The organism is Stenotrophomonas sp. YJH_SMC_58 (assembly GCF_059369635.1).
This window is the reverse complement of record NZ_JCAFSW010000010.1, coordinates 99,434-126,275: the sequence shown is the minus strand read 5'-3', so window position 1 is coordinate 126,275 and position 26,842 is coordinate 99,434. Positions and strand designations below refer to the sequence as shown.

Sequence of the window (26,842 nt, the reverse complement as noted above, 5' to 3'; positions counted from 1 at the left end):
TCTAGAATCGCCCCCCCACGTTGGTTTGCAGCACCCCACGCGTCTATAGAACGGGCGCTTGTTTTCCTGAAACACGAGATTTCACGGATGTCCCTGAAAACCAATCCGCTGCGCAACGCGATCGTCATCGCGCTGGCCGCCAGCTGCACCACCCCCGCCTTCGCACAGAGCGCCGGCGATACCCCGACCAACCTCGATCGCATCGAGATCACCGGCTCGCGCATCCGCCAGGCCAGTGTCGAGACCGCACAGCCGGTCGTCGCGCTCAGCCGCGCCGAGATCGAGAAGAAGGGTTACATCAACGTCGCCGACATCCTGCAGGACGTCACCGCCGCCGGCGCACCGAGCCTGAGCCGCTCGTCGTCGCTGAGTTCTTCGCGCGACTTCGGCGGCACGTACGTCAGCCTGCGCAACCTCGGCCCGGAGCGCAGCCTGGTGCTGATCGACGGCCGCCGCATGGGCGTCAGCGCCGGTGGCTACTCCGACCTGGCTTCGATTCCGTCGGCGATTGTCGAGCGCGTGGAAGTGCTCACCGATGGCGCGTCCGCGCTGTACGGCTCGGACGCCATCGCCGGTGTGGTCAACATCATCACCCGCAAGAACTTCGACGGTGGCGAAGCCAGCGTCTACGTCGGCCAGTACGGTGAAGGTGACGGCCAGAAGCGCTCCTACAGCGCCACCTTCGGCAAGACCTTCGACCGCGGCTGGTTCAGCGTCGGCGCCGAGCGCACCAAGGAAGACGAGATCCTCGGCAGCGAGCGCGAGTTCAGCCGTTACCCGGGTGGCCCGCGCCATCCCGACGACGTCAAGGCACTGAACCAGACCACGCAGTGGGGCAGCGTCACTGTCGACGGCAAGTCGCTGACCGTGGGCCCGGGCGGCGACCCGAGCCAGAAGGGCAATTTCCACACGCCCAATCCGGCCGATGGTGCCAACACCAAGACCAACATGAGCCTGCTGAGCGGCCTGGAGCGCACTTCGGTGTTCGCCAACGGTGGCTTCTCGATCACCGATGACCTGCGCATCGTGGCCGACGCGCTGTACAGCAAGCGCGAGTCGACCAAGCACCTGGCCGGCTACCCCTACTCGGTGTCCACCGCACAGGCGCGCAACGGTTCCCGTGCTGCCCTGTCCAAGGACAGTGCGTTCAACCACTGGGGCCAGGACGTGCTGTTCTCGCACCGCACCGAAGAAATGCCGCGTGCGACCGAGAACAACCTGGACACCAAGCGCGCCAGCATCGGCCTGGAAGGCAGCTTCGAAACCGGTTCGCGTTACTGGGACTGGAACGTCAGCTACATGTACAACCGCAATGAAGGCGAGCGCATCGGTACCGGCAGCATGTACCAGCCGCACGTCGACCTGGCGGTCGGCCCATCCTTCATGGATGGCGCCGTGGCACGCTGCGGCAGCCCGGGTGCAGTGATCGCCGGCTGCGTGCCGTGGAACCCGGCCGCGCCGATGGGCTATGCGGGCCCGGGCTCGCTGAGCAACCAGGACGTGCAGGACTACCTGTTCACCCGCTTCGTCGACAAGATGAAGAGCACCACGAAGGTCGCCAGCGCCAACATCTCCGGTTCGGTGTTCACCCTGCCGGCCGGCGACGTGATGGCCGCGATGGGCTTCGAGCACCGCAACGAAGAAGCCAGCTACACCCCGGACCTGATGGTGCAGAAGGGCCAGATTGCCGGCACCACCGGCCAGCCGACCCGTGGCGACTACTCGCTCAACGAGGTCTACCTGGAGCTGCAGGTACCGCTGCTGGCCGACATGCCGTTCGCGCGTGAACTGTCGCTGGACCTGGCCGGCCGCTACACCGACTACAACACCTTCGGTTCGACCACCAACAGCAAGTTCGGCCTGAAGTGGAAGCCGATCGACAGCCTGCTGGTACGCGCGACCTATGGCACCGGCTTCCGTGCGCCGACCGTGGACGACCTGTACGGCGGTGCGGTGAAGAGCCGTGATTCGTTCACCGATCCGTGCGATACCTCGTTCGGCATCGCTGCCAGCAGTGCGACCGTGGCCGCACGCTGCCAGGCGCTGAAGGTGCCGGCGGACTTCCGCCAGCAGACCGCGTCGGAAGGCAACGTCGCCAACCGTCCGGGCCAGCAGGGCATCGCCGATTTCGACTCCGGTTCCAATGCGAACCTGAAGCCGGAAACCGCCAAGACCTGGACCGTGGGCCTGGTGTACAGCCCCGAGTTCGTGCCGGGCCTGGACGTCAGCCTGGACTGGTGGAAGATCCGCATCGACAACGCGATCGTGGGTGAGTCGGCCACCGACATCCTCAACCAGTGCTACGTGCAGGGCGTGGATTCGGCGTGCGGCCGCTTCACCCGCTCCACCAGCGCCAAGACGCTGGGTCAGGTGACGTCGCTGGACCGCTCGCTGGTCAATGCGGGCTACCGCGAAACCGCCGGGTACGACTTCAGCCTGCGTTACCGCCTGCCGGAAACCGCGTTCGGCCGCTTTGCCGCCACCTGGAACACCACCTACACCGACTACCTGGAGCAGCGCAACGACAGCGCCGCCACCACGCCGGTGGAGCAGAAGACCGGCTGGCAGGGCAACTTCCGCGTGCGTTCGACCTTCAACCTGGATTGGCAGTACGGCGACCTGGGCATCGGCTGGACCGCCCGCTACTACTCGGGCATGAAGGAAGCCTGCTCGTATGACCTGGCCGGTGGCCCGGACTGCAACATGGCCGGCTTCGTCTCGCCGTACACCGATGCGCAGCCGAGCCGCAAGGTGGGCTCCAACACCTTCCACGACCTGCAGGTGCGTTACAGCCTGCCGTGGGACGGCACCGTGTCGCTGGGCGTGAACAACGTCTTCGACCACCAGGGTCCGATCATGTACAGCCAGCCGAACAGCAGCTTCACCTACTACGGTGGCTTCGACATCGGTCGTTTCATGTACATGAAGTACCAGCAGCGCTTCTAAGCCTGCAACCGCGTTCCCGCCACCGCCATCTCTCTCTCCTGGCGGTGGATGGAAGCAGAACGGCGCCCTTCGGGGCGCCGTTCTTTTTTGGGTGGAAGCGGGTCGGAGCCCTCCGCGTTGCGGAGGGATCCGACCCCGCAGCCCCGCCGGCGCTAGCGCTTGGCGCGCATCGTGCGGATGTTGTCACCGACGAACAGGATCAGGCCGGCCCAGATCGCGGCGAAGCCGATCGCCTTGGCAGTATCGAACGCTTCGTGGAAGAAGAACACGCCCAGCAGCAGCTGCAGGCTCGGCGCGATGTACTGCAGGATGCCGACCAGCGACAGCGGGATGCGCTTCACGCCGTAGGCGAAACCGATCAGCGGCACTGCGGTCACTGCGCCACCGAAGACCAGCAGCAGGTCATTGCGCCAGCCCCAGCCATGGAAGAACGCGCCGCCATGGCCGTTTTCGGCCCAGATCGCGAAGGCCAGCGCCGGCAGGAACAGGTACATGCTCTCCACGCCCAGGCCGGCCACCGGATCGACCGAGACCAGCTTGCGCAGCAGGCCATACAGGCCGAACGAACAGGCCAGGCCCAGCGCGATCCATGGTGGCGTACCCGCGTCGATGGTCAGCCAGGCCACGCCCACCGCCGCCATCGCCACGGCCATCCACTGCAGGCGCCGCAGCCGCTCCTTCAGCACCAGCACGCCCAGCAGAACGTTCACCAGCGGGTTGATGAAGTAGCCCAGGCTGGTCTCGATCACATGGCCGGCGTTGACTGCCCAGATGTACAGGCCCCAGTTGAAGGCGATGGTCAGGCTCGACACCAGCAGGATCGGCAGCGCGCGCGGCTGCGCGGCGATCTTCTGCCACCAGCCCAGGCGCGAGCTGATCAAGAGCCAGCCCAGCACCATCACGGTGCTCCAGATGATGCGGTGGGCGATGATCTGGAACGAGGGTACCTCGTTGAGCAGGTGCCAATAGACCGGCACCAGGCCCCAGATCACGAAAGTGGATGCGGTGACCAGCAGGCCCCGGCGTTGTTCTTTCTCGTCCATGCTCACTTCTTTCTCGTCCTTGCCATTGTCAGCACCACCACACCCAGGAGAATCACCGCCATCGCCAGCAGGTCGCGCCAGCCGAAGCGCTCGCCGTTGAGCAGCGCGCCCAGCAGCACCGCGATCACCGGATTGACGTACGCATAGCTGCCGGCCAGCGCCGGCCGCACGTTCTGCAGCAGCCAGACGTAGGCGGTGAAGGCAACGATGGAACCGAACACGCACAGGTAGGCCATCGCCAGCAGGCCACCGGTATCGGGCAGCGTGGTCGGGCGCTCGCCGACCGCCAGGCCGATCAGCACCAGCAGCACGCCACCGCAGATCATCTGCCCGGCGGCGGTCATGAACGGGCCCGGCAGGTCCAGGCCGCGCGCCCACACCGAACCGAAGGCCCAGCCGATCGGCGCGATCAGCAGCAGCACCAGCCCGGTCGGCGAGGCCGTCAGGCTGCTGCCGGCGTTGAGCCAGACTACGCCGAGGAAGCCGATGGCGATGCCCAGCCACTCACCGCGGCTGGCATGCTGCCCGCGCAGCGCCGAGAACAGCGCCATCCACAGCGGCACCGAGGCCACCGCTGTCGCGGCCAGGCCCGAGGACACCTCACGCTCGGCCAGCACCACCATGCCGTTGCCCAGCACCAGCATGGTCACGCCCATCACCACCAGGTTGCGCCACTGCCGCAGGGTCGGGTTCGGCATCTTCCAGAACAGGCGCAAGGCCAGGAACATCAGGCCACCGGCAATGATGAACCGGCTGCCGGAAACCATCGTCAGCGGCAGCGCGCCGCCGTGCAGGGCCTTGGCGATGCCCAGGTAGGTCGAGCCCCAGACCACGTAGACCAGCAGCAATGCCAGCGCGACAAGGCCACCCCGGGGGGCAGCCACAGACGAAGAGGGGGGAACCGACATGACACACCAGGGAGCCGGGGGAAGGCGGATTCTAGGACGTTTTGAGTATGGTCCGGCACCCCGGACGGTGGCACGCTGTCATCCATCCATGCACCCTGCTCTGGTCTGCTACCCCGTGTTGACGGCCGATGCAGTACCAAGAGGGCTGCCCGGCCGCGCCGCCCCAAGGCCGTGCGCCGTTTTCCCTGCGCACGGACGCGCCGCATCGAGGATTCCCACCCAGATGAGCACCACGTCCCAACCTGCCGTACCCGCGAACGACCGCGCCGCCCTGCGCAGGTCGATCTCCAACACCCTCAAAGGCTCCGCCGGCAACCTGGTGGAGTGGTATGACGTCTACGTGTACTCGGTGTTCGCCGTGTACTTCGAATCGCAGTTCTTCTCGCCGGACGACAAGAACTCCACGATGTACGTGTGGGCGATCTTCGCCGCCACGTTCCTGATGCGCCCGATCGGTGCCTGGTTCTTCGGCCGCTTCGCCGACCGCCACGGCCGTCGGTTGGCGCTGACTGTCTCGGTCACGCTGATGGCGCTGTGCTCGTTCCTGATCGCCATCACCCCCACCGCCGCCAGCATCGGCATCTGGGCCGCAGTCATCCTGCTGTTCGCGCGCCTGCTGCAGGGCTTCGCCACCGGCGGCGAGTACGGCGCCAGCGCCACCTACATGTCCGAGGCCGCCATTCCCGGCCGTCGCGGCTTCCTGTCCTCCTTCCACTACGTCACCCTGGTTGGCGGCCATGTGCTGGCCCAGCTGACCCTGCTGCTGATGCTGACCTTCTGGGGCAAGCCGGAGATCTCCGAGTGGGGCTGGCGCATCGCCTTCGGCATCGGTGGCATCGCCGCGGTGGTGGTGTTCTGGCTGCGCCGCGGCATGGACGAATCGCTGTCGGAGTCGTCGATCGAAGCTGCGCGCGAGGGCAAGGCGCAGAAGTCCGGCTCGATGTACGAGCTGTTCGTGCACCAGTGGCGGCCGCTGCTGCTGTGCTTCCTGATCACCGCCGGTGGCACCGTGGCCTTCTACACCTACTCGGTGAACGGCCCGAAAATGATCCAGAGCGCATTCGCGGGCAACGACCCGATGACCGGCACCCTGATCAACCTGGGCGTGCTGGCGTTCCTGATGGTGCTGCAGCCGATCGGCGGCTGGCTGTCGGACATCATCGGCCGCAAGACCCTGCTGGTGTTCTTCGGTGTCGGCGGCGTGCTGTACAGCTGGTACCTGATCACCCAGCTGCCGCACCAGCACGACGCCACGCTGGCGTTCCTGACCCTGGCACTGGCCTTCGTCATCCTCACCGGCTACACCTCGATCAATGCCGTGGTGAAGGCCGAGCTGTTCCCCACCCACGTGCGTGCGCTGGGCGTAGGCCTGGGTTACGCGCTGGCCAACTCGCTGTTCGGCGGCACCGCCCCGTTGCTGTACCAGGGCGCGCTGAAGACAGGCCACGTCGACTGGTTCGCCATCTACGTGACCGCAACGATCGCGGTATCGTTGGTGGTCTATGTGTTCTTCCTCACCAACAAGGGCCCCAACTGGCTCGACGGCACCCGCAAGTAAGCGCGTTGCCCTGATCGCGGCCACCGGTGCACTGCCGGTGGCCGCTGCGTCTCCCGCCACGCCACTGATGTGGATCGCGGCGGCGCTGGCCGCAGCCACGGTACTGGCTTGGCTGCTGCGCCGCCCCAACGCACAGGCCGCGTGGCCACGCACCGGGTTCGGGGTCGCCCTGCTGGTGTTCTGCGCCGCGCTGGCGCTGCAGCTGGCGGTGGACCTGGGCAGCGGCCACAGCTCGCTGCAACTGCGCCTGCATCGCGGCATCAATGCAGGGTCGCCGGTTGGCCTGCGTACGATGGTGGCGTGCTATCTGGCAGCGCTCGCTGCCGCCGGCTGGGGTGCATGGACGCTGCTGCGCCGGCGCAGGTAGTGCCGGCCGCTGGCCGGCAATGGCAATCCGCAATCCGCAATCGGTAGAGTCGACTGTTGGTCGACTGCTCTCTCTGTCGGCACCGGAAAACCCGCGCTGCGCGCGATAGTCGACTGGCTGTCGACTCTACCCCCGGCGGAATGACATGACACCTCGCCGGTCCCGAGCCTCAGCGGCGGGCCGCTTCGCTCTTGTCGCGCGCGCCGCGGAACTCCGATTCCTTCTCCCACGTCGGCCAGCGGCGGCTGTTGGCCAGCTCGGCACCCAGGTCGTAGACCAGCAGAGTGTCAGCCGCGTGGCCGCTCGGATCCCAGCTCGGGGTCCAGGCATCGCAGGCCTGGTGGTAGCAGTCGGCGAAGTACTTCTCGCGCAGCGCGCGGCCGGCTTCAACACCGCCGTCCAGCTTGTCCAGGCCCGGGCCGATGGTGATCGCCGGCACGCCCAGGCGGGCAAAGGCGAAGTGGTCGGCGCGGTAGAAGAAGCCGGCCTCCAGGTTCGGGTCCGGGCTGTAGCTGCGACCGCGGGCCTTGGCCACGCGTTCCAGGTCGCCTTCCAGCGACACCCGGCCCTTGCCCCACGAAGCGATGTCGCGGGTCGCGCCATCCGGGCTGAACATCTCGATGTTCAGCACTGCAGCGGTCTTGTCCAGCGGCGCCAGCGGATGCGCGGCGTAGTAGCTGGCGCCCAGCAGGCCCTTCTCTTCGGCGGTGAGGGCCACGAAGTACAGCGTGCGCTGCGGCTGCGGGCCGGCGGCGAACACGCGGCCCAGTTCCAGCACCGTGGCCACGCCGGTGGCGTTGTCGATCGCACCACGGCGGATGCGGTCGCCCTTGGCGTCGGCCTGGCCGATTCCGAAGGCATCCCAGTGCGCGGAGAAGATCACCGCCTCGTCGGCGTGTTCACCACCGGGCAGCTTGGCCACCACGTTGCGGGTCACCACCTGCTCGCGCTTGAGCGCGAAATCCACGCTCAGCTTCGCGTTGTCCAGTGCCACCGGGCGGAAGTCGGCACGCATCGCCTTGCGCTTCTCGGCATCGAAGTCCAAGCCGGCGTCAGCGAAGATCGCCTCGGCAAGTTCGCGCTGCATCCAGCCACGCAGCGGCGTGTGCTGCGCCATCGCCTCGGCCTGGCCGCGTTCGATGTCGAACAGCGGCGAGGTGCCCGAGCTCTTCACCGTGGCCCAGCCATAGGCGGCCGGCGCGGTCTCGTGCACGATCAGCACACCCTCGGCACCACGGCGCGCGGCTTCCTCGAACTTGTAGGTCCAGCGGCCGTAGTAGGTCACCGCCTTGCCATCGAACGCGCCCGGCGCATCGGCCTCGAAATCGGCGTCGTTGATCAGCACCACGGCGATCTTGCCGTGCAGGTCCACGTCCTTGTAATCGTTCCAGTGGCGTTCCGGTGCGTCGATGCCATAGCCGACGAACACCAGTGGCGCGTCCTTGATCTGCACGCGCTTGCGCGGCTGCAGGCTCTGCAGGGTCACGTCCACGCCGTTGGCCAGCGCGCGCTTGCCCTGCTTCAGCGACAGGCTGGCCTTGGCCGGCCCGTCCAGCTGCGCGCGCACCAGCGGCACCGGCTGCACCCAGCTGCCATCCACGCCACCCGGCTGCAGGCCGTAGCTGCGGAACTGCTCGATCAGGTACTGCACCGTGCGCTCTTCGCCCTCGGTGGCCGGCGCGCGACCCTCGAATTCATCCGATGCCAGCACACGCACGTGCCGCGACAGAGCCTGCGGATCGATGCCGCCACCCGGGAGGTCGTTGGCCGCATGGGCCAGGCCGCCGACAAACAGGCAGGACGACAGCAGCAACACGCGCATCGGATTCACGGCAGTACCACGGCTAGCTTGGAAGTCACCAGAGTGTAACGTGGTCGTGACATCACGGCGCAGCCTGGGCTCGCGTCATCCACGCATGGCATGGGTCTACCTGCTGATGCGGTCCAGCCAGCAGGCCAGGCCCTGCGCGTTGAGTTCGATGTCCATCGCCAGAACAGCGATCACCGCCGCATCGTCCAGCGCACAGCCATGCAGCTGTGCACGTTCCAGGTACAGCGCCTGCAGCGCGGCCAGCAGGCAGCGGTGGCGGTCCGGCCGGCCATCGCACTGGCGGCCGATGGTGGCCATCGCATCGATCTGTTCGAACAGGTCGTTGGCCAGTTTCTGCACCTGCTCCACGCGGCCGTAGTGGGTCAGGTACATCGCCTGCGGGCCATAGCCCAGCATGCGCTGGATCGAGGCCTTCATCGCTTCCGGGTCGAACTGCACCGGCGACGAGGTCGGGAAGATGAAGGCCCCCTGCGCACTGTCCAGCTCGCGGTAGGAAATGCCGAAGGTATCGCCGGTGAACCAGCTGCGGCTGCGTGCATCCCACACGCAGTAATGGTGCAGTGCGTGGCCCGGGGTGTGCAGCAGCACCAGCTCGCGGCCGGCCAGGTCGATACGGTGGCCGTCCTCGGCCACCACCACACGATGTTCGGGAATGGCCTCGATACGACCATAGCTGCGCGCGATTTCCTCGGCACCGTACACCGCCGTGGCACCGGCAATCAGCCGGGTCGGGTCGATCATGTGCGGCGCACCGCGCGGGTGCAGCACTGCCTTTGCGTTGGGCAGCTGCTGCATCAGCAGGCCGGCGCCGCCGGCGTGGTCCAGGTGCACGTGCGTGAGCAGCAGCCAGTCCACCGCGTCAACGGCCAGACCCGCGTTGGCCAGCGCCTGCAGCATCGCCGGCACCGACAGGCCGGTGCCACAGTCGACGAACGCGGCGCGGTCGCTTTCAACGATCAGATAGGCCGCGTCGAAGTCGGGACGCTGGAAGCCGGTATCGATGGTGTGGATGCTGGGGTCGGCGATCATCGGCACGCACCTGGCAGGATCGGGAACAGACGCCCATGGTAGGCGCGCGGGCGGCCCGGGTTCGATGCGGCTTTGGTCGGGTAGTGCCGGGTTGTGGGCGGGTAGAGTCGACTGTCAGTCGACTGTCGCGCGCAGCGCGGGCTTCCAGAAGAGCAGTCGACTCACAGTCGACTCTAGCAAGGGCAAGCGCAGGCAAGGGCAAGCGCAGGCCAACCAACCGCAGGTCCATCGGGTGCGCAAGGGCCAGGTTCAGCGCAATGCGAACCGCGGCCGCAGCAGCAGGGCCAGCACCAGCACCGCCAGGAATGCGCCGTAGGCGTACAGCACCGCCAGTACCTGCGGCCAGATCGGGCCGGCGCCGGGCTGTGCCATGCCAAGTCGATACCCCCACAGCATCGAGGCGATGCTCAGGGCGAAGGCCAGCAACAGGGTGGAGCCATCGAACAGGCGCCGCCGCGGGGTGCGCGGCTGGCGCGGGAACAGCCAGTACAGGCTGCCCAGCAGCAGGAACCAGGGCAGGAACAGCAGCAGCGACAACCAGGCCATCGCAGACTCCATGTCATCGCGCCGGAGGCGCGCGGACATCATGCCATGACCTTCGTTCGCGGGTAGTGCCGGCCGCTGGCCGGCGTTTTCCTATGCAGTGCCGTGGTAGTGCCGGCCGCTGGCCGGCATTTCCTATGCAGTTGCCGGCCAGCGGCCGGCACTACCCTTACGCTTCGCGCAGCATGGCCAGGGCCGCCAGCACGGCGTCCACTTCAGCGTCCAGCTTGAACAGTTCGCTCTGCAGCTGGTCACCCTGCTCCGCCTGCTTGATCACGGCAATCAACTGCCCCGCATCGCGCGGCGAATCGAAGCCTTCGCTCTGGATCAGCAGCGTGCCGTCACCGGCGGTCAGCTTGAAGTAGAAGCGGCCGTCCTTGTCGCGGTACTGCTTGAACTGCGGCGGTGCCACGCGGGCCACGCCGGCGTCCTCGCTGGCGATATCGCCTGCGGTGGACAGGTCACGCAGGCCCACCGCATGGCGCAGTTCGTCCAGCAGCGGTGCCGCCAGCTGCTCGCGCAGCTGCTGGCCACGGCGCTTGAGCAGCGCCTCGATCTTCTCCGGCTCGGCCATCAGCGCGTTGTAGCGCTCGCGCAGCGGCGACAGTTCGCTGTCGATGCGCTCGAACAGCTGCTGCTTGGCGTCACCCCAGCTGATGCCGGCGGCGAACGCCCTGGCGAATTCGGCGGTCTGTTCCGGGGTGGCGAAGGCCTGGTACATCTGGAACAGCGCCGAGCCCTCGGTGTCCTTCGGCTCGCCAGGTGCGCGCGAGTCGGTCAGGATCGAGAACACCAGCTTCTTCAGCTCCTCGCGCGGCACGAACAGCGGAATGGTGTTGTGGTAGCTCTTGCTCATCTTGCGGCCATCCAGGCCCGCCAGCGTCGCCACCTGCTCGTCGATCACCACGTCCGGCAGCGGGAAGTACTCCTTGCCATACACGTGGTTGAAGCGCTGGGCGAAGTCGCGCGCCATCTCGATGTGCTGGATCTGGTCACGGCCCACCGGTACCTGGTTGGCCTTGAAGATCAGGATATCGGCGGCCATCAGCACCGGATACATGAACAGGCCGGCGCTGACGCCTGCGTCCTCGTCCACGCCTTCCTCGCGGTTCTTGTCCACCGCCGCCTTGTAGGCGTGCGCGCGGTTGAGGATGCCCTTGCTGGCGATGGCGGTCAGGAACCACATCAGCTCGGTGGTCTCGCGGATGTCGCTCTGGCGGTAGAACCACACGTGTTCCGGGTCCAGGCCACAGGCCAGCCAGCTGGCCGCGATCTCCAGGGTCGCGCGCTGGGTGCGCTGCGGGTCCTGGGACTTGATCAGGCTGTGCAGGTCGGCCAGGAAGAAGAAGCTCTCGATCCCCGGCGCGCGGCTGGCCGCGATGGCCGGACGGATGGCGCCAACGTAGTTGCCCAGGTGGGGCGTGCCGGAGGGGGTGATGCCGGTAAGGACTCGGGTGGTCATGACTGCGTGGGGTAACCTTCGATGAACGGGGCCAGTTTACCTTGCACGCCACCAACCCCGTCAGGGCCTGCGGCGCGTTCATTCACGCAACCCCGCTGGAGACGCCCGATGAAACGCCTGCTGCCCCTGCTGCTGATCCTGCCCCTGGCCGGCTTCCGCCCCGCCCCGATGCCGCCGCCGGCCTACGAGGGCGGCCCCGTGCGCATGTCTCTGGTCGACCGCGACCGCGGCACCGAATTGCGCAGCTACCCTGCCGAGGGCCAGCGCTGGGTGGCCGGCGAGCGCGGCCACCGCTACGCCGTGCGCCTGTACAACGACAGCCCGCGCCGGGTGCTGGTGGTGCTGTCGGTGGACGGCGTCAACGTCATCTCCGGCGAGGATGCCGATCCGTCGCAGACCGGCTACGTGCTCAACCCCGGCCAGCGCGCCGACATCACCGGCTGGCGCAAGAGCCAGGATGAAGTGGCGCAGTTCGTGTTCAGCAGCCCCAGCGGCAGCTATGCCAGCCGCACCGGTCGCCCGGACAACATCGGCGTGGTCGGCGTGGCGGTGTTCGAGGAAGCGCGCCGCTGGCGTCCGGATCCGATCCTGCGCCGCAGCCTGCCGCTGCCGGCACCGGCCCCGACGGCCGAAGCGGCGGCCGATGCCAGCGCCAGCAACAGCCGCATCGAGGGCTATGCCAGCAAGTCACAGGCCCCTGCGCTGGGCACCGGCCACGGCGCACGCGAGCAGTCGTCGGTACGCGATACCGACTTCGAACGCGCCAGCCGCAGCCCGGCACAGGTTCTGCAGCTGCGCTACGACAGCGCCCGCAATCTGCGCGCGCGCGGCATCCTGGTCGATACGCCGCCGTCGCGCCTGCCGCGCGAACCGCAAGCGTTCCCGAACCGCTACGTGCCGGACCCGCCGGCGCGCTGATCGGCCGCCCGGACAGCACAACGCCCGCAACCTCTCGGTGCGGGCGTTGTGCCGTGGGGGGAAAACCGTAGCGCTTACTTGTAGTCCGGGTAGTCCTTGCTCACGGCATCCTGGAACTCACGGACTTCCTTCTCAGCGCGGTCCTTGGCCCAGCCATAACGTTCCTGCAGGCGGCCGGCCAGATACTCGGCATTGCCCTCGGCCACATCGAAATCGTCGTTGGTCAGATCGCCCCACTTGGCCTGGGCCTTGCCCTTCAGCTGCGACCACTTGCCGGAAATGATGTCTTTGTTCATTGCTGGGAGTCCTTGGTTGCAACGGCGTTCTTACCGTGGCTACAGCTTCGCGCAGCGGCTGTTGAGTGCCGGTCAACCGACCATGAAAGCACTGCTCACCTGCTTGAATGGTTCACTACGCTTCGACACGTACGCTGCAGAAAAACGCGCAAGAAAAAAGGCCGGGGAGGTCCCCCCGGCCTTTTTGCTTTCCGTTCCACTTCAGGCTCAACGGCCCTTGGCGGCATCCTCAACCTTTTCGCCAGCCTTCTGCACGTCCTTGCCGGCACCGGCAACGGTGTTGCAACCGGCCAGCAGGGCCACCGAGAACATCGACAACAGCATCAGGGCAACTACGCGCTTCATGGGCTTCTCCTTGGGTTCGCCGCTATACCGCTTCATTCGCGGATGGGGTTCGGTCGCTCGGCGGAAGGAGCCAATGCCACTGCCGCCGCGTGATGTGCAATCTGGCGGCAGGGGCGTGGAGCGCGTGTGAACGGATCATCGATCCGTTCAGGCGGAGAGCTCAGTCGCGCATCAGGGTGGACTTGCCGAACAGGCTTTCGACCAGGTCCACGGCCAGTTCGGCGGTGGCATTCTGCTTGTCCAGCAAGGGGTTGAGCTCGACGATGTCCAGCGAACCCATGCGCCCGGTGTCGGCAATCATCTCCATCACCAGCTGCGCCTCGCGGTAGTTCACCCCGCCCGGCACGGTGGTGCCGACGCCCGGTGCGATGCTCGGGTCGAGGAAATCCACATCGAAGCTGACATGCAGGTGGGTGTTCTCGTCGATGCCCGCCAGTGCTGCCTCGACCGCGCGCTTCATGCCGTTCTCGTCGATGTAGCGCATGTCATAGACATCCACCTTGTGGGTCTTGATCAGGCGCTTCTCTTCCGGGTCCACCGAACGGATGCCGATCTGGTGCATCTGCGCCGGGGTGATCGCCGGTGCGGTACCACCGAGCTGGGTCAGTGCATCCGGGCCCAGGCCGCACAGGCAGGCCACCGGCATGCCGTGGATGTTGCCCGACGGAGTGACATCGCTGGTGTTGAAGTCCGAATGCGCATCCAGCCACAGCACGCGCAGGGTCTTGCCCTGCTCGCGGCACCAGCGCGCGACGGCGGTGATCGAACCGATGCCCAGGCAATGGTCGCCGCCGAGCATGATCGGCATGCGCCCGGCCTGAAGTTCGGCATAGCTGGCTTCCATCAGTGCATGGTTCCACGCCACCACTTCGTCCAGGTGGCGGTAGCCTTCCACCGGCGCAGTCCACGGGTTGCGCGGGCCATCCAGGTTGCCCACGTCGCGCACGTCCACGCCGCGCGCTTCCAGCGCCTCCGGCAGGCCGGCCACGCGCAGCGCTTCCGGGCCAAGCCGTGCACCGCGATGGCCGGCACCCACGTCGGTGGGAACGCCAATCAACGATACGGAAATGGGATGGGCCATGGGTGCCTCCTGCGGGGGAAAAAGAAGCACAGTCTAGCCAGAGCTGTGTGACACCACTCGCGGCGGTGCAGCAGGGCAATCACATGGCATGATGCCGCGCGGACCTGCCCCCGCTTCATGGAAGATTGCGATGTCGCCCTTCATCAATACGGCCTGGCCGCGCTTTTTCATCGGGGCGCTACCCATCGCCGCTCTTGCGGTTTTTTCAGCAGCTCGATCGATGCGTCGCAGAACGGCTGGTTGATGCAGGCGACGCTGCTGCTGGTGCCGTTCTCGACCCTGGTATTCCTCGGGTTGGGTTGGCAGCGTCTGCGCAAAGCACACGCCGAACACCCGATTCTGAAAAGCGAGCTGCCCCGTGTGGCGACGGCATTGATCGGCAACGTGAAGCTGGCGGCGCTATGGTTCGGCCTGACCTTCGTTGGCATGTTCACCCTGATGCTGGCGTGGGTGTTGCTGTATAAGTCCTGCGGCTGAAGCCTACCCCAACCCGCTGCGCGCTCAGCGTCCGCGGCGGCGAACCGGCGTCAGGCTCTGCACCTGGCCGTTGTTGCGCATCATGCACAGGAAGCGGCCATCGGGGTAATCGATGATCAGTTCCTGGTAATCGCTGCCCACCGGCATCTGGGTGACCAGAGCGCCCTGCGCGCGCTTGCGCATGTTGCAGGCGCCCAACGCGGTATCGCCTGCCGGCGCGGGGGTAGTCACCGAGGACACATTGCGGAACACCGCGCGGCAGCCGCCATTGACCCACACCGAGTGCCGCGACAGGCCCCAGTTCTTGCCCTCCTCGCAGCGGGTACGGCTGAGCTGGCGCACGATTTCCACATTGCCACGGGTATTCAGATCGCACGACACCTGTTGCTGGCCGGTGGATTCGCAAGTGACTTCGCGCGGCAGCGCGGCATCCCCGGCGGCAGCGTCGCCAGGGCGGGCGCTGTTTGTGGCGGGCGCGGGCGCACCGCTGCTACTGACCTGGCAGATGCCATTGGCGCCGCCTCGGCCGGTGTAGCTGACCTGCGGCGAGCCGTCATCGTTGCGGCTGATCGACAGCGTGATGCCACTGTTGGCATCGCCTGCTTCGAAATAGCGGTCGTTGAAACGTTTCAGCGTGGCCTCGCGGCCCTGCACGTAGACCGGCCCGCCTTCATCAGCGTGCACATCGATACCGCCCGGGCAGCTGGCGTTGAAGAACGGTACCGCAGCCATGGCCGGGGCCGCGAAAGCGGTGGATACCAGTGCGACGGTGAGCGACAGGGCGTGGCGACGCATGTGCGGATCCCGAAGAGGCCCAGGTGGGCGTGTAGCGGCAGTATGCGGTGGGCGCTGCGGGCGGTCCGTGAGGAATATCAAGATCCGGGGCGCCCGTTGGCACTTTTGGGTCTGGTATCGTTGCCTTGGTCCCTTGCCGAGGCTGTTAAGCCAGCTTTACGTCGCACGCTACTGTAAGCCGTGCGGCAACAGTGGCGCAGCCCGGATGACCGATGATGACGGCGCTGCGCGATATGTCGCTTCTGGCATTGCGATGCTCGAAACGGGCCAAACGCGATAATTCATTTTTCCTTTCAGATCACCCGATGCCATCGAAACAAACGACTGGCAGGCGGTGATTTCGCGTGCGCATGATGAATCGCCACCTGCAAAGGTGGTCGGGACTTCCAAGCCCGCGTTGTCAACGATGTATACGCTTGCCAGCCGGCGTCGTCCTTTCAGGGGCGGCGCCGGCTGGCAATCCGTTAGCCGATCGACGGCGGGCGGTGCGTGGGGGCCTCGTGCCCGCCGATTCGTTGACCCGGTCTTGGAAGCCACGCATCGCCCGCCACCCTCTTCGGGTGGCACCTCTGTTGCCGACGAGGACGCCCGCATGCCCAAGACCGATCACCCGTACCTGACCGCCACCCTGGGCGAGGCTGCGCTGCGCCTGCCGCCCGAACTGGCGCAGCCGTTGGAAGCCGCTTTCGCTGCCGCCAACGAGGCGCCCGCGCCCATCAACCTGCCCGGCTGCCTGCAACGCATCCAGGCCGGTGACGCCGCCGATGGACAGCCGTGGCAGGGGTCGTCAAGCACGCCCGGCCAAGCGGTGGCCGCCGCGCGCAGGGATCGCGCCGCGGTGGGTTTGGTGTCGTTGCTGGAGCTGTACCACGCCGCCGAGCGCGTGCGCGTGGATGGGGACGAGAAGGACGATATCGGCGACGGCACGCGCGAAGGGCTGATGCTGGCCTGTCGCGGGCTGGCGGAGTATGTGGCGTTGCAGATGGGTGGGACTCAATAATGCGGAACGTTGAGATCCCCAACGCATAGGTTCAACACGCCGCAACCCAGCTAACGATTCAGGCAGACCCGCTGCTGGAATGAGCACACCCTACCCAAACCTGTCCTCGTTGAGCTGCGCCTGGACGAAGAGGATTCGCGTGGCGGCGCTGTTGCCGAGATGATCGCGTCCACCGCACGCCCCATGGCGCCTTCCATGAGTCCTGAACTCATGTGGTACAGCTTCGTCTTGAATGACAGAGCCATCACCCGGATCCGTCCTGGAACGCGGACGAATTGCACGATCTCATTCGTCAACCATGACGGTGCGAAAGAGGTATTCCCCTGTGGCACGGTGGCCGCCTTCGGAGACGGATCGTCGACAAGAGGGTTGATCCGCATCATTCGGTTTGATTAAGACTGATCGCACCGGACTTCTTGGAGCGGCGGAAGTGGAGCGCAGTGCCTTGACGCCTCACACGGCACTGGCATGCAGGCGCACACCCAAGGCACGGGTCACCTTCAGGATGGTGGCGAAATCGGGGCTGCGTTCGCCGGACAGTGCGCGGTAAAGGCTCTCGCGCGACAGGCCCGCCGCGCGCGCAACCTTGCTCATACCCTGAGCGCGCGCGATGTCGCCAAGCGCCTTAGCGATGAATGCGGAATCGCCGTCGCTTTCCTCGATGCAGGCGTCGAGATAGGCGGCCATTTCTTCGGGTGTCCGAAGGTGTTCGGCCACATCAAATGCTTTGAGTTCGACTTTTTTCTTAGTGGCCATGATGGAACTGCTCCAGTACTTGGGTATTGATTCATTTCGACTACAGCCGGTTCGACGCTCACAGGGCGCGTGCAATCTCCCTGGCCTTTTCGATATCGCGTTGCTGTGAGCTTTTGTCACCTCCGACCAAAAGAATCAGCAACTGCCTGCCGCGCTGGGTGTAGTACAGGCAGTAGCCCGGCCCTGCATCGACACGCAGTTCGGAAATACCGTCCCCCAGATAGCGGTGATCGCCCGGATGGCCTTCGGCGAGCCGACCGATGCGGGCCAAGATGCGAGCGCGCGCAGTTACGTCCTTGAGAGCGTCAATCCATGTCGCGAACTGACGGGTACGCTGGATCTTCATGGAAAAATGTAGCCTACTGACTACACATTTTCAACTACGAGAAACGCGTATCAACCACGAAGGACGCGCACAGACAGGTGGGACGCGCCTCGTCAGGTGCAAGATGAGATAACAGCAAGGCAGGAAAAGAAGGGGAGAGACGCAGCAGGGAGCAGTGCTCGACCGATTACTGCGCCGCCGTGTCGAGCTGCACAACTGGAGTGTGGTGGTGCCGCTTATCCGAATCGAACGGATGACCTACTGTTTACAAGACAGTTGCTCTACCAACTGAGCTAAAGCGGCATGGGGGATGCACCGGCGGCAGCACCGCGGTCCGGGGATTCTAGCGCAACCGCGTGCATTCCAGCGACCGGCTCTGTGCCGCCCCGCTGCGCTGCTGGGCCTGGGCCGGCTGCGTGCCTGCCGCCAGCTGCCCTTCCAGCCACCACTGGCCGGCGTCGCCGCTGGCGACAAGGCGCGGCTGGAAGCCGGCGGCCTGCACCGCCGCCATGCGCCGCTCGGCGCCTTCGCGGTTGCGGTACTGGCCCAGCGCCACGGCGTTGGCCTCCTCGCCTTGGCTGATGATGTAGTAGTCGCTCAGGCCAGCGGCGACGATGCGTTTCACGGTGGCCTGGGCTTCTTCGCGGTTGGCGGCGGCCGGCAGCATCACCCGGTAACGGGCGCTGCCGCTGGCAGCGGGCTGTTCGCGCAGGCGCACCTGGCTGAGCAGCGTGCCGGCCTTGCCCTGCGCGCTGCTCGCGGTGGCGCGGTCGGCGAACGGGCCCAGCGCGACGCAGCGCGGCGGTTCGGCAGCCACGGGCGGGGTTACGGGCCTTTCCGGCGCCGGCGCCGGGGTCGGGGTCGGTGCAGGCGGTGTTGCCGGCTTGGCAGCGGCAGCAACCGGCGTAGCCTCAGCCGCCTGCGGCTTGGCAATCTCCGGCTTGGCCGGGGCGGCGGGCGCCGGCGTTACAGCCACGGCCGTATTGTCCGCCGGTTCGCGCTCCATCAACGGCGCGGTCGGCGCGGCGGCTGTGGCTTCGGCGGCCGCAGCGGCATCCACGCCACCGGGCACCCAGCGCAGCTCGGCCACGCCGGCCGGTTGCGGCGGCGGCGCAGGCTTCTGCGGCGCATCGCGCAGCAGCCACCAGCAGGCGACGCCAAGATTGAGGATGGCCAGTACGACGATCAGGGCACGGGTCAGCATGCGCGGATACTAGCCTGCGGGCTGGTGCACCGCCCAGCGGGCGAGGCCATCCAGCACCAGCGAGGGATGGTAATCCGCGCCGGGCAGCAACGGCATCAGCGCCGGTGCGCCGCCACCGTGCACCAGCAGCGACGGTGCCACGCCCAGCAGCGTGTGCGCCTGCTGTGCGCTGCGTTCGATCAGTGCCACGGCCGCACCATCGCAGCCGGAGGCCAGCGCGTCGGCGGTGTCGTTGGCGAATTCGCTGTAGTCACCGCCGGTAGCCGGCAGCTGCACCGCGCGGGCATGCAGTGCTTCGCGCATGGTGGTGGGCGATGCGGAAATGCGGCCACCGTGGTGTTGGCCGTCGGCGTCAAGCAGATCAATCGTCAGTGCGGTGCCCACCCCGACCACCAGCACCGGGCGCTGCGCCTTGGCCGCGGCCAGGAGGGCCAGGAAGCGGTCCACACCGAATTTTTCGGGCTTGGCATAGGCAATGCGCACACCGGCGCATTCGGCGCTGGTACGCACCACGTGCACGTGCTCGAAGCGACGTTGCAGCTGGTCCAGCATGGCGCTGGTCAGCGACGGTGCGGCCACGCTGGCCACGAACGCGGTGGTACCGCTGGGCAGGCTGTGCGGCGGCTGTCCGGCCATGCCTTCGGCGCCATGCGCCCAGGCCTGCACGTCACCGGCACGGTCACCCTGCAACGGCGCGAACTTGAAGCGCGAGTTGCCGAGGTCGAACAACCAATCGCTCATGCCGCCCTCACGCTGACTTCGCCGGCGTGCAGCAGGCGCTCACGGCCATCGATGCGCACGCGCAAGGCGCCGTCATCAGCCAGGCCGAGTGCGGTGCCATGCTGCCACTGCCCTTCCAGTTCCACCCGCACTTCGCGACCGGCCAGCATGTCGAACGCGGCGTAGCGCGGCAGGAAGGGAGCGAGGCCTTCGCGATCGAATTCTTCCAGTGCCGGCAGCAGGCGCGCCAGCACGGCAGCAACCACCACGTTGCGGTCCACCGGCTTGCCGGCCAGCGTGTCCAGGTCAACCCACGGCTGGGTGATCTGCTCGGCGAAGGACGGCGGCATGTGCGTGTTGATGCCGATGCCGATCACCGCGCGCGCCGGGCCGGCGTATTCGCCACCGCCTTCTGCGAGCAGGCCGACCAGCTTGCGCTTGCCATCGACGATCAGGTCATTCGGCCACTTCAGCTGCGCCTGGGTGTAGCCCAGGTCGTGCAGCGCTTCGGCCACGGCGATGCCGGCCACCAGGCTCAGCCCGGCCAAGCGACCGAGGCCACCGGAAAACAGCCGCAGTACCGACAGGTAGATATGCGCGGCCAGCGGCGACGCCCACGTACGGCCGCGACGGCCGCGGCCGCCGGTCTGGCGCTCGGCCAGCAGAACGCTCACCCCGCGCTGGGGCGCGCTGCAACGCAGCAATTCGGCGTTGGTCGAGTCCACTGTCCAGGCCACCTGGAGGTCGTGCAGCAGCGCCTGGGCGTCGCCGGGCAGGCCGGCGCGGATCGCGGCCGGGTCCAGCAGGTCGACCGGGCGGGTCAGGCCATAGCCCTCACCTGCACGCCCCTCGATGTCTACACCGGCGGCTCTAAGTCCTTGAATACGCTTCCAAATGGCCGCCCGGGTCTGGCCCAGCTCACGGGCCAGGGCGTCGCCGGAGAGGCGACCGGCAGCGAGTTTGGCCAGCAATTGGCGGTCGTCCACGGCAGCTTCCACGAAGTCAGGAAGGAATTATGCGGGAAAGCCGCCAGCGGCGCCCGCCACGCTGGGTTCCGCGGGGGCTTCCAACGGGGCGCCGGGTTCGGGCTAGAATCGGGAACTCACCTTCCCTTAACGTGGATGTCGTCAATGCGCCGTTATGCCCATTGCCTGATCCTGCTGACGATGCCCTTCGCGGCGTCTGCGACGGCAGCGCTGGACGACAGCCGCGGCGCCTGCGTGTCCTCCAACGGCGATGCCGCTTCGCAGCGTGCACCGACCGCGACCGCTTCGGCCGCCACCACCAAGCCGGCACCGGTCCGCCCGGCAGCCAGCACCAGCACGGGCGGCGGTGGCAGCGATGACGACGTGCTGCAGCGCATCCGCGCACCGAAGTGGCACAGCTACCTGCCGGGAATGTTCCGCTGATCAAGTCGTTGCTGCAGTGGCTGCGGCCTGCGCCGCGGCCGATCGACGATGTACTGTGGGATGAGGCCTGCCGCCGTGCGGCTTGGATGCACGGTCTGGACGACGATCGCCGCGCGCGATTGCGCCTGCTGGCCACGCGCTTCCTGCACGAGAAGACCATTACCCCGATCGGCGAGCTGCAGCTGGAGGCCGGCGATGGCGTGCTGCTGGCGGCACTGTGCTGCCTGCCGCTGCTGGAGTTCGGCGAGGTGGGTCTGGAAGGCTGGTCGCAGCTGATCGTCTACCCCGATGCATTCCGCGTACATCGCAGCCACATGGATGCGGCCGGCGTACTGCATGAGTGGGATGACGAACTGATTGGCGAGTCGTGGGACAGCGGTCCGTTGATCCTGTCGTGGGCCGATGTGCAGGCCGACCTGGCGACGCCGCACGAGGGCTACTGCATGGCGGTGCACGAGATGGTGCACAAGCTGGATGCGCTGGATGGCGCGATGGACGGCACGCCGCCACTGCCGCGCGAGTGGCAGCGCGAGTGGGCAGCCACCTTCCAGCGTTCCTACGACGCCTTCTGCGCGCAGGTGGATGCCGGCGAGGAGACGTTGATCGACCCGTACGCGGCCGAGGCGCCGGAAGAGTTCTTCGCGGTGGCCAGCGAGTATCACTTCTCGGCACCGGATCTGCTGCAGCAGGCGTTGCCGGAGGTCGCCGCGCAGCTGCAGCGGTTCTATGGCGAGCCGCCAAGGATCGAAACACGGTAGTGCCGGCCGCTGGCCGGCAACCTGGCAATGCCACCCAAGATCATGAGGGTGCCGGCCAGCGGCCGGCACTACCGGATTACGCACGCGTTATTACGTCAGGCGATGCCCGGCGGACGGGAACGCGCGGCTGCGGCGGTTCTACGGCGAGCCGCCGAAGATCGAAACACGGTAGTGCCGGCCGCTGGCCGGCGACCTGGCAATGCCACCGAAGATCATGAGGGTGCCGGCCAGCGGCCGGCACTACCGGAATACCACGCGCTGTTGCGTCAGGCGATGCCCGGCGGACGGGAACGCGCGGCTGCGGCGGTGCTACGGCGCGCCGCCGAAGATCGAAACACGGTAGTGCCGGCCGCTGGCCGGCAACCTAGCAATGCCACCGAAGATCATGAGGATGCCGGCCAGCGGCCGGCACTACCGGAATACCACGCGCTGTTGCGTCAGGCGACGCCCGGCGGACGGGAACGCGTGGCTGCGGCGGTTCTATGGCGAGCCGCCGAAGATCGAAACACGGTAGTGCCGGCCGCTGGCCGGCAACCTGGCAATGCCACCGAAGATCATGAGGATGCGGGCCAGCGGCCGGCACTACCGATTGCGAAGGTTTACGGCCCTGGCGGCAAACGCACTTCGAAACGGGCGCCGCCCAGTTCGCTGGAACGGCCGACGGCCAGTTCGCCGCGGTAATCCTTGATCAGGTCCTGCACGATCGACAGGCCGATTCCGTGGCCCTGCACGCGCTCGTCGCCACGCACGCCACGCTGCAGCACCTTGCCGATGTCGTCCGGGGCGATACCCGGGCCATCGTCGTCCACCGCCAGCAGCAGGCCTGCGCGGCGCGCGTTCGGTGCCGGCAGCGGCTGCGCGGTCAGCAGCACGCGGCGGTTGGCCCATTTGAAGGCGTTTTCCAGCAGGTTGCCGAGCAGTTCCTGCAGGTCGCCCGGTTCGCCGTGGAAGCGCGCGGCCGGATCGATGTCGAACTCGCACAGCACGCCCTTGGAGGCGTAGACCTTCTCCAGGCCACGCACGATTTCCTCGGCGTTGGACTCGATCGGAAGCGGCGCGGAGAACAGCTTGTGGCCCGACGACGCAGCACGTGCCAGCTGGTACGAAACCAAGTTGTTCATGCGCTGCAGCTGCACGTCCAGCTCTTCTCGCAGCGCGCCATCGCCCGCGCCGCTGTCCATCTGCGTGCGCAGCACCGCAATGGGCGTCTTCAGGCTGTGTGCCAGATCGGCCAGGGTGTTGCGCTGGCGCTCGAGGTTCTCGCGCTCGCTTTCAATGAAGGCGTTGATGCTGTCGGTCAGCGGTTCCAGCTCGCGCGGGTGGCGCTCGCTCATGCGCTCTGTCTCGCCGCGCTGCACCTTGGTCAGCTCGGTGATCACCCGACGCAGCGGACGCAGGCTCCACTGCAGGATGACGGTCTGCAGCAGCAGCAGGATCAGGCCGATGCCGCCCAGGTAGAACCAGACACGGCCACGGAACACGCGCAGCTGCGCGCCCAACGCGCGCGAGTCTTCCATCACATAGATGGTGTACGGGAATTCGGTGGCCGGGTCGGCGTCGGCGTCCCACACCAGGCCCAGGCCATAGCGGTACACCGAGCCCTGGCTGCCGTCGATCTGGATCATCGGCAGCGGGCCTTCGAACACTTCCTGGCGTGGCGCCAGCAGGCCGCCGCCGACGGTGGGCAGCATCGGGCCTTCGGCGGACATCGAATTGCCCTTGCCGTGCGGCATCACCACCTGCAGGTACAGGCCACTGCCCGGCACGTCGAAGCGCGAATCCGGCGGCTGCTCGCGGATGTACAGCGAGCGGTCGCGGGTGAAGTCGATGCCGGCCGCGTACGCGGTGGCGTAGTTCTTCAGGCGCTCACGCAGGTTCGCCTTCGCCGTATCGGCGAAGGCGGCGTCGAGTGCGTAACCGGCCAGGGCCAGGAACGCGACCAGGCCCACGGACGCGGCAAGCATCTGGCGCGCCTGCAGGGAGCGCGGCCGCCAGCGTCGGAAGAACCACAGACGGCCGGACATCATGGTCTCGCCAGGCTGAGCCGGCTCAGCCCTCGTTGCGCGGAATCGCGAAACGGTAGCCGCGGCCGCGCACGGTCTCGATCGGCTTCAGTTCGCCATCCGGGTCCAGCTTCTTGCGCAGGCGGCCGATGAACACTTCCAGCACGTTCGAGTCGCGGTCGAAGTCCTGCTGGTAGATGTGCTCGGTGAGGTCGGCCTTGGAGACCAGTTCACCGGCGTGCATCATCAGGTACTCCAGCACCTTGTATTCGTAGCTGGTCAGGTCGACATTGCTGCCGGCCACGCTGACGGTCTGCGCAGCCAGGTCCAGGGCGACCGGGCCGCATTCCAGGGTCGGCTTGCTCCAGCCGGCGGCGCGGCGCAGCAGCGCGTTGACGCGGGCCAGCAGCTCTTCAACGTGGAACGGCTTGACCAGGTAGTCGTCGGCGCCCTGCTTCAGGCCTTCGACCTTGTCCTGCCAGCTCGAACGCGCGGTCAGGATCAGCACCGGGAACTTCTTGCCTTCGTCACGCAGGGCCTTGATCAGCTCCATGCCCGACATCTTGGGCAGGCCGAGGTCGATGATGCCGACATCGAACGGAACTTCGCGCCCCATGTAGAGGCCTTCCTCGCCGTCCTGCGCAGCATCGACGGCAAAGCCTTCGCGCTTGAGCCGGGCTGCCAGGGTCTCACGCAGCGGGGCTTCGTCTTCGACCAGAAGGATACGCATGAACTCTCCCTAGTGTCCTGGGTGTGGCCCGGAGGCCTGTGGGGTACGGGTTGATAGCGACAACTATCCCTGTTCAGGGGTTATCGCCGCGTAGTGATGACATATCCGACCGCGGCGTGCGCGGCTGTGAACGCGACGGTGCGGGGTCGTCCATGTAGCGGACCCGGCCCCGGTCGTCCATGTACTTCACCCGGTTGATGTCACGCCCATCGAACGGCACGCGCTCGGCGCCGAGGATGTGGCCGCCGGTGGTGCGCTGCACGCGGCGCACGGCATCGGACAGCGAGCGCTCGTCGCCACGGCCACCGCGCTCGCCCCGCTCCATCATCTCCGCGCGCCCCTGATCGCCGCGCGGCGGCTGTTGCGCCAGCGCCGAAGACAGCGGCGCAGCCGCCAGCACCACGCAGGTGGCCAGGGCAATGCGGCGATGGAAGGGAGCGGAAGACATCGATGCGATCCTAGCCGAGCACGGCGATTCGTTCAAAAGTCGTAAATCCGGGAGCCGGGTTCGGGACCCGGCGCTTTACAAATCCTTTGCAAATTCTTGGTTTGGGGCAGTGAATCCGGTCTGAACTTTTCCGGCCCTGCGCTCGCGTCGTTCATCTAGGTGAACATTCGGGACGAATCGCCGCCCCTTGTCAAGTCAGGACCGTGACCGACGTCACGCCGCGGCGCGATCAGCTTCGCGTTCGGTGACCGCCAAGGCCTGTTCGATCAGGCTCCAGCCGGCGCCCGGGCGGTGTGCGCCCTCGCTCAGCACCTGGCGGAAGGCGCGACCACCGGGCTGGCCATGGAACAGGCCGAGCAGGTGGCGGGTGATGTGCTTCAGCGCCAGGCCTTCGCCCAGCCGCGCCTCGATGTAGGGGCGCATCGCGCGCAGCAGGTCACCACGTGCCTGTAGCGGGGCGCCGGTGTGCAGCGCCTCCAGCTGATGCAGCAGATAGGGGTCGTGATAGGCCGCCCGGCCCAGCATCACGCCATCGACGTGCGCGGCCTGCGCCTGTACCGCCTCGATGCTGGCCAGGCCACCGTTGATCACCACCGGCAGTGCTGGGCGTTCCTGCTTCAGGCGGTAGGCCCAGTCGTACTTCAGCGGCGGAACCTCGCGGTTCTCCTTCGGTGACAGGCCCTTCAGCCACGCGTTGCGCGCATGCACCACCACCATCGCCGCACCAGCGGCGACCTGGCGGTCGACGAAGCTGGCAAACACGTCGTAGTCGTTGTCCTCGTCCACGCCCAGGCGGCACTTTACCGTTACCGGGATGTCGGCCGCATCGACCATGGCCGCCACGCACTCGGCCACCAGCACCGGCTCGCGCATCAGGCAGGCGCCGAAACGCCCGGCCTGCACGCGGTCGGATGGGCAGCCGCAGTTGAGGTTGACCTCGTCGTATCCCCACTCGGCGGCAATGCGCGCAGCCTGCGCCAGCAGGGCCGGATCGCTGCCGCCCAGCTGCAGCGCCAGCGGCTGTTCGCTGCGGTCGAAGCCGAGCAAGCGCTCGCGGTCACCGTGGATGACCGCGTTGGCGTGCACCATCTCCGTGTACAGGCGTGCACCCGGCGCCAGCACGCGATGGAACACGCGGCAATGGCGGTCGGTCCAGTCCATCATCGGGGCAACGGACAGGCGCAGGGAATCAGCGTAACGGGCGGTGGCGGACGTCATCGGGGTGTTGATCGTGGAGACTGGCATTGTCAGTGAGATCAATAGTTTACACCGCTCGGCTGAATGGCGGCGGCTGGCGCCCGGATAGCGCTGGGGCGCCCGGGCCCGAGGGCCGTCCGCAGGCCGGGCGGCGCCACCCCACAATGACGGGCAACCGGTCACAGTTGTCGCGATTCGTTGACGACGACGAAATATTGACGCCGCTATAGTCCGTCGCTCGCAATGGATTGGACGTGTGGAGCAGATGATGCAGCACAAGCGTTTGAGCAGGACCCTCGCCACCGCGCTGGCGGTCGCCGTACTGGCCATCGGCACGGCAACCGCAGCACCGGCTGCCACCGGGCTGAGCCCGACCTTCACCACCTGCCGTGACAAGGCACAGGGTGCGATCGAGCAGGCCGCCTGCCTGACCTCGGAAAGCGCACGCCAGGACCAGCGTCTGAACCAGGCCTACCGCCAGCTGCAGGCAAAGCTGAGTGGCGCAAAGAAGACCAAGCTGGTGAATGCCCAGCGCGCGTGGCTGCAGTCGCGCAGCCGCGATAGCGAACTGGATACCGCGCTGTACGACGATTCGCAGCCCGGCAACCTGCAGGGCGAGCTGAACGATGTGATGCGCCTGAGCGCGCGTGCCGACCAGCTGCAGAAGTATCTGCAGCTGCTGGACTGACCCTT

28 protein-coding genes and 1 tRNA gene are annotated in these 26,842 nt (G+C 66.9%); 9 read left to right on the top strand and 20 right to left on the bottom strand.

Features of this window, described 5'->3' with window-relative positions:
- Nucleotides 1-87 precede the first annotated feature (87 nt).
- A complete protein-coding gene (locus AC5P68_RS14270) occupies nt 88-2,946 on the top strand; it encodes a TonB-dependent receptor plug domain-containing protein (RefSeq protein WP_288418197.1) in 2,859 nt (952 codons plus the stop codon).
- A 152-nt stretch (nt 2,947-3,098) separates the two neighbouring features.
- On the opposite strand, the gene rarD is transcribed toward AC5P68_RS14270, so the two are convergent.
- Both rarD and yedA read right to left on the bottom strand, forming a co-directional pair.
- A complete protein-coding gene (gene rarD, locus AC5P68_RS14265) occupies nt 3,099-3,995 on the bottom strand; it encodes an EamA family transporter RarD (RefSeq protein WP_414497866.1) in 897 nt (298 codons plus the stop codon).
- A complete protein-coding gene (gene yedA, locus AC5P68_RS14260) occupies nt 3,992-4,897 on the bottom strand; it encodes a drug/metabolite exporter YedA (RefSeq protein WP_414497865.1) in 906 nt (301 codons plus the stop codon). Before yedA ends, rarD begins: the two co-directional genes overlap by 4 nt.
- Before the next feature lie 223 nt (nt 4,898-5,120).
- Here yedA and AC5P68_RS14255 point away from each other — a divergent pair, with 223 nt between their 5' ends.
- Nucleotides 5,121-6,455 (top strand): MFS transporter, encoded by a 1,335-nt coding sequence (locus AC5P68_RS14255; protein ID WP_033833624.1) that lies wholly within the window; start codon nt 5,121-5,123, stop codon nt 6,453-6,455.
- Between the two features lie 67 nt (nt 6,456-6,522).
- On the top strand, nt 6,523-6,822 hold the full coding sequence (locus AC5P68_RS14250; RefSeq protein WP_483693733.1) for a hypothetical protein: 300 nt from the start codon (nt 6,523-6,525) through the stop codon (nt 6,820-6,822).
- Between the two features lie 169 nt (nt 6,823-6,991).
- On the opposite strand, the gene AC5P68_RS14245 is transcribed toward AC5P68_RS14250, so the two are convergent.
- The 4 genes from AC5P68_RS14245 to AC5P68_RS14230 all read right to left on the bottom strand — a co-directional run bounded on the left by AC5P68_RS14245 (nt 6,992) and on the right by AC5P68_RS14230 (nt 11,687).
- Entirely contained in the window at nt 6,992-8,644 is a 1,653-nt protein-coding gene (locus AC5P68_RS14245; protein ID WP_005407715.1) for a M28 family metallopeptidase, read from the bottom strand.
- 105 nt (nt 8,645-8,749) lie between these two features.
- The gene (locus AC5P68_RS14240; RefSeq protein WP_033833622.1) at nt 8,750-9,682 is read right to left on the bottom strand and encodes an MBL fold metallo-hydrolase; all 933 of its coding nucleotides are present in this window, start codon (nt 9,680-9,682) and stop codon (nt 8,750-8,752) included.
- Nucleotides 9,683-9,931: 249 nt separating this feature from the next.
- Nucleotides 9,932-10,228 (bottom strand): hypothetical protein, encoded by a 297-nt coding sequence (locus AC5P68_RS14235; protein WP_024956159.1) that lies wholly within the window; start codon nt 10,226-10,228, stop codon nt 9,932-9,934.
- Nucleotides 10,229-10,394: 166 nt separating this feature from the next.
- On the bottom strand, nt 10,395-11,687 hold the full coding sequence (locus AC5P68_RS14230; RefSeq protein WP_033833621.1) for a tryptophan--tRNA ligase: 1,293 nt from the start codon (nt 11,685-11,687) through the stop codon (nt 10,395-10,397).
- A gap of 108 nt (nt 11,688-11,795) precedes the next feature.
- Between AC5P68_RS14230 and AC5P68_RS14225 the strand changes: the two genes are divergently transcribed.
- On the top strand, nt 11,796-12,605 hold the full coding sequence (locus tag AC5P68_RS14225) for a hypothetical protein (protein WP_111108760.1): 810 nt from the start codon (nt 11,796-11,798) through the stop codon (nt 12,603-12,605).
- Nucleotides 12,606-12,679: 74 nt separating this feature from the next.
- Here AC5P68_RS14225 and AC5P68_RS14220 read toward each other — a convergent pair whose 3' ends face one another.
- The 3 genes from AC5P68_RS14220 to rocF all read right to left on the bottom strand — a co-directional run bounded on the left by AC5P68_RS14220 (nt 12,680) and on the right by rocF (nt 14,327).
- Nucleotides 12,680-12,901, bottom strand: a complete 222-nt coding sequence (locus AC5P68_RS14220) for a CsbD family protein (protein WP_004153772.1) — start codon at nt 12,899-12,901, stop codon at nt 12,680-12,682.
- A 207-nt stretch (nt 12,902-13,108) separates the two neighbouring features.
- Nucleotides 13,109-13,246, bottom strand: a complete 138-nt coding sequence (locus AC5P68_RS14215) for an entericidin A/B family lipoprotein (protein ID WP_005407710.1) — start codon at nt 13,244-13,246, stop codon at nt 13,109-13,111.
- A gap of 160 nt (nt 13,247-13,406) precedes the next feature.
- Nucleotides 13,407-14,327, bottom strand: a complete 921-nt coding sequence (rocF, locus tag AC5P68_RS14210; protein ID WP_033833619.1) for an arginase — start codon at nt 14,325-14,327, stop codon at nt 13,407-13,409.
- 117 nt (nt 14,328-14,444) lie between these two features.
- On the opposite strand from rocF, the gene AC5P68_RS14205 reads away from it, so the two are divergent.
- On the top strand, nt 14,445-14,804 hold the full coding sequence (locus AC5P68_RS14205; protein WP_288419449.1) for a hypothetical protein: 360 nt from the start codon (nt 14,445-14,447) through the stop codon (nt 14,802-14,804).
- Between the two features lie 24 nt (nt 14,805-14,828).
- On the opposite strand, the gene AC5P68_RS14200 is transcribed toward AC5P68_RS14205, so the two are convergent.
- A complete protein-coding gene (locus AC5P68_RS14200) occupies nt 14,829-15,599 on the bottom strand; it encodes a DUF3011 domain-containing protein (protein ID WP_049454227.1) in 771 nt (256 codons plus the stop codon).
- 592 nt (nt 15,600-16,191) lie between these two features.
- On the opposite strand from AC5P68_RS14200, the gene AC5P68_RS14195 reads away from it, so the two are divergent.
- Entirely contained in the window at nt 16,192-16,599 is a 408-nt protein-coding gene (locus AC5P68_RS14195; protein WP_288419447.1) for a hypothetical protein, read from the top strand.
- 453 nt (nt 16,600-17,052) lie between these two features.
- On the opposite strand, the gene AC5P68_RS14190 is transcribed toward AC5P68_RS14195, so the two are convergent.
- From AC5P68_RS14190 to birA, 6 genes are all read right to left on the bottom strand, one after another.
- Nucleotides 17,053-17,355: an addiction module antidote protein gene (locus tag AC5P68_RS14190; protein ID WP_049433632.1), complete on the bottom strand. Its 303-nt coding sequence runs from the start codon at nt 17,353-17,355 to the stop codon at nt 17,053-17,055.
- A 58-nt stretch (nt 17,356-17,413) separates the two neighbouring features.
- Complete coding sequence (locus AC5P68_RS14185) at nt 17,414-17,701, bottom strand: type II toxin-antitoxin system RelE/ParE family toxin (protein ID WP_288419445.1); 288 nt, start codon at nt 17,699-17,701, stop codon at nt 17,414-17,416.
- Between the two features lie 206 nt (nt 17,702-17,907).
- A tRNA-Thr gene (locus AC5P68_RS14180) sits at nt 17,908-17,983 on the bottom strand.
- Between the two features lie 40 nt (nt 17,984-18,023).
- Complete coding sequence (locus AC5P68_RS14175; protein ID WP_049452260.1) at nt 18,024-18,884, bottom strand: SPOR domain-containing protein; 861 nt, start codon at nt 18,882-18,884, stop codon at nt 18,024-18,026.
- Between the two features lie 9 nt (nt 18,885-18,893).
- On the bottom strand, nt 18,894-19,625 hold the full coding sequence (locus tag AC5P68_RS14170; protein WP_005407698.1) for a type III pantothenate kinase: 732 nt from the start codon (nt 19,623-19,625) through the stop codon (nt 18,894-18,896).
- On the bottom strand, nt 19,622-20,590 hold the full coding sequence (birA, locus tag AC5P68_RS14165) for a bifunctional biotin--[acetyl-CoA-carboxylase] ligase/biotin operon repressor BirA (protein ID WP_033833474.1): 969 nt from the start codon (nt 20,588-20,590) through the stop codon (nt 19,622-19,624). The genes AC5P68_RS14170 and birA overlap by 4 nt, the downstream gene beginning before the upstream one ends.
- 144 nt (nt 20,591-20,734) lie before the next feature.
- On the opposite strand from birA, the gene AC5P68_RS14160 reads away from it, so the two are divergent.
- On the top strand, nt 20,735-21,013 hold the full coding sequence (locus AC5P68_RS14160) for a hypothetical protein (RefSeq protein WP_005407696.1): 279 nt from the start codon (nt 20,735-20,737) through the stop codon (nt 21,011-21,013).
- Complete coding sequence (locus AC5P68_RS14155) at nt 20,980-21,771, top strand: M90 family metallopeptidase (RefSeq protein ID WP_414497863.1); 792 nt, start codon at nt 20,980-20,982, stop codon at nt 21,769-21,771. Before AC5P68_RS14160 ends, AC5P68_RS14155 begins: the two co-directional genes overlap by 34 nt.
- A 599-nt stretch (nt 21,772-22,370) precedes the next feature.
- Here AC5P68_RS14155 and AC5P68_RS14150 read toward each other — a convergent pair.
- From AC5P68_RS14150 to dusA, 4 genes are all read right to left on the bottom strand, one after another.
- Entirely contained in the window at nt 22,371-23,795 is a 1,425-nt protein-coding gene (locus AC5P68_RS14150) for an ATP-binding protein (RefSeq protein WP_032953760.1), read from the bottom strand.
- 25 nt (nt 23,796-23,820) lie between these two features.
- Complete coding sequence (locus AC5P68_RS14145; protein WP_004136763.1) at nt 23,821-24,504, bottom strand: response regulator transcription factor; 684 nt, start codon at nt 24,502-24,504, stop codon at nt 23,821-23,823.
- Nucleotides 24,505-24,577: 73 nt separating this feature from the next.
- The gene (locus AC5P68_RS14140; protein WP_005407693.1) at nt 24,578-24,952 is read right to left on the bottom strand and encodes a hypothetical protein; all 375 of its coding nucleotides are present in this window, start codon (nt 24,950-24,952) and stop codon (nt 24,578-24,580) included.
- 213 nt (nt 24,953-25,165) lie between these two features.
- A complete protein-coding gene (dusA, locus tag AC5P68_RS14135; RefSeq protein WP_033833505.1) occupies nt 25,166-26,197 on the bottom strand; it encodes a tRNA dihydrouridine(20/20a) synthase DusA in 1,032 nt (343 codons plus the stop codon).
- 220 nt (nt 26,198-26,417) lie between these two features.
- Here dusA and AC5P68_RS14130 point away from each other — a divergent pair, with 220 nt between their 5' ends.
- Nucleotides 26,418-26,837, top strand: coding sequence for a lysozyme inhibitor LprI family protein (locus tag AC5P68_RS14130; RefSeq protein WP_005407691.1), 420 nt, complete (start codon nt 26,418-26,420; stop codon nt 26,835-26,837).
- Nucleotides 26,838-26,842: the final 5 nt, after the last annotated feature.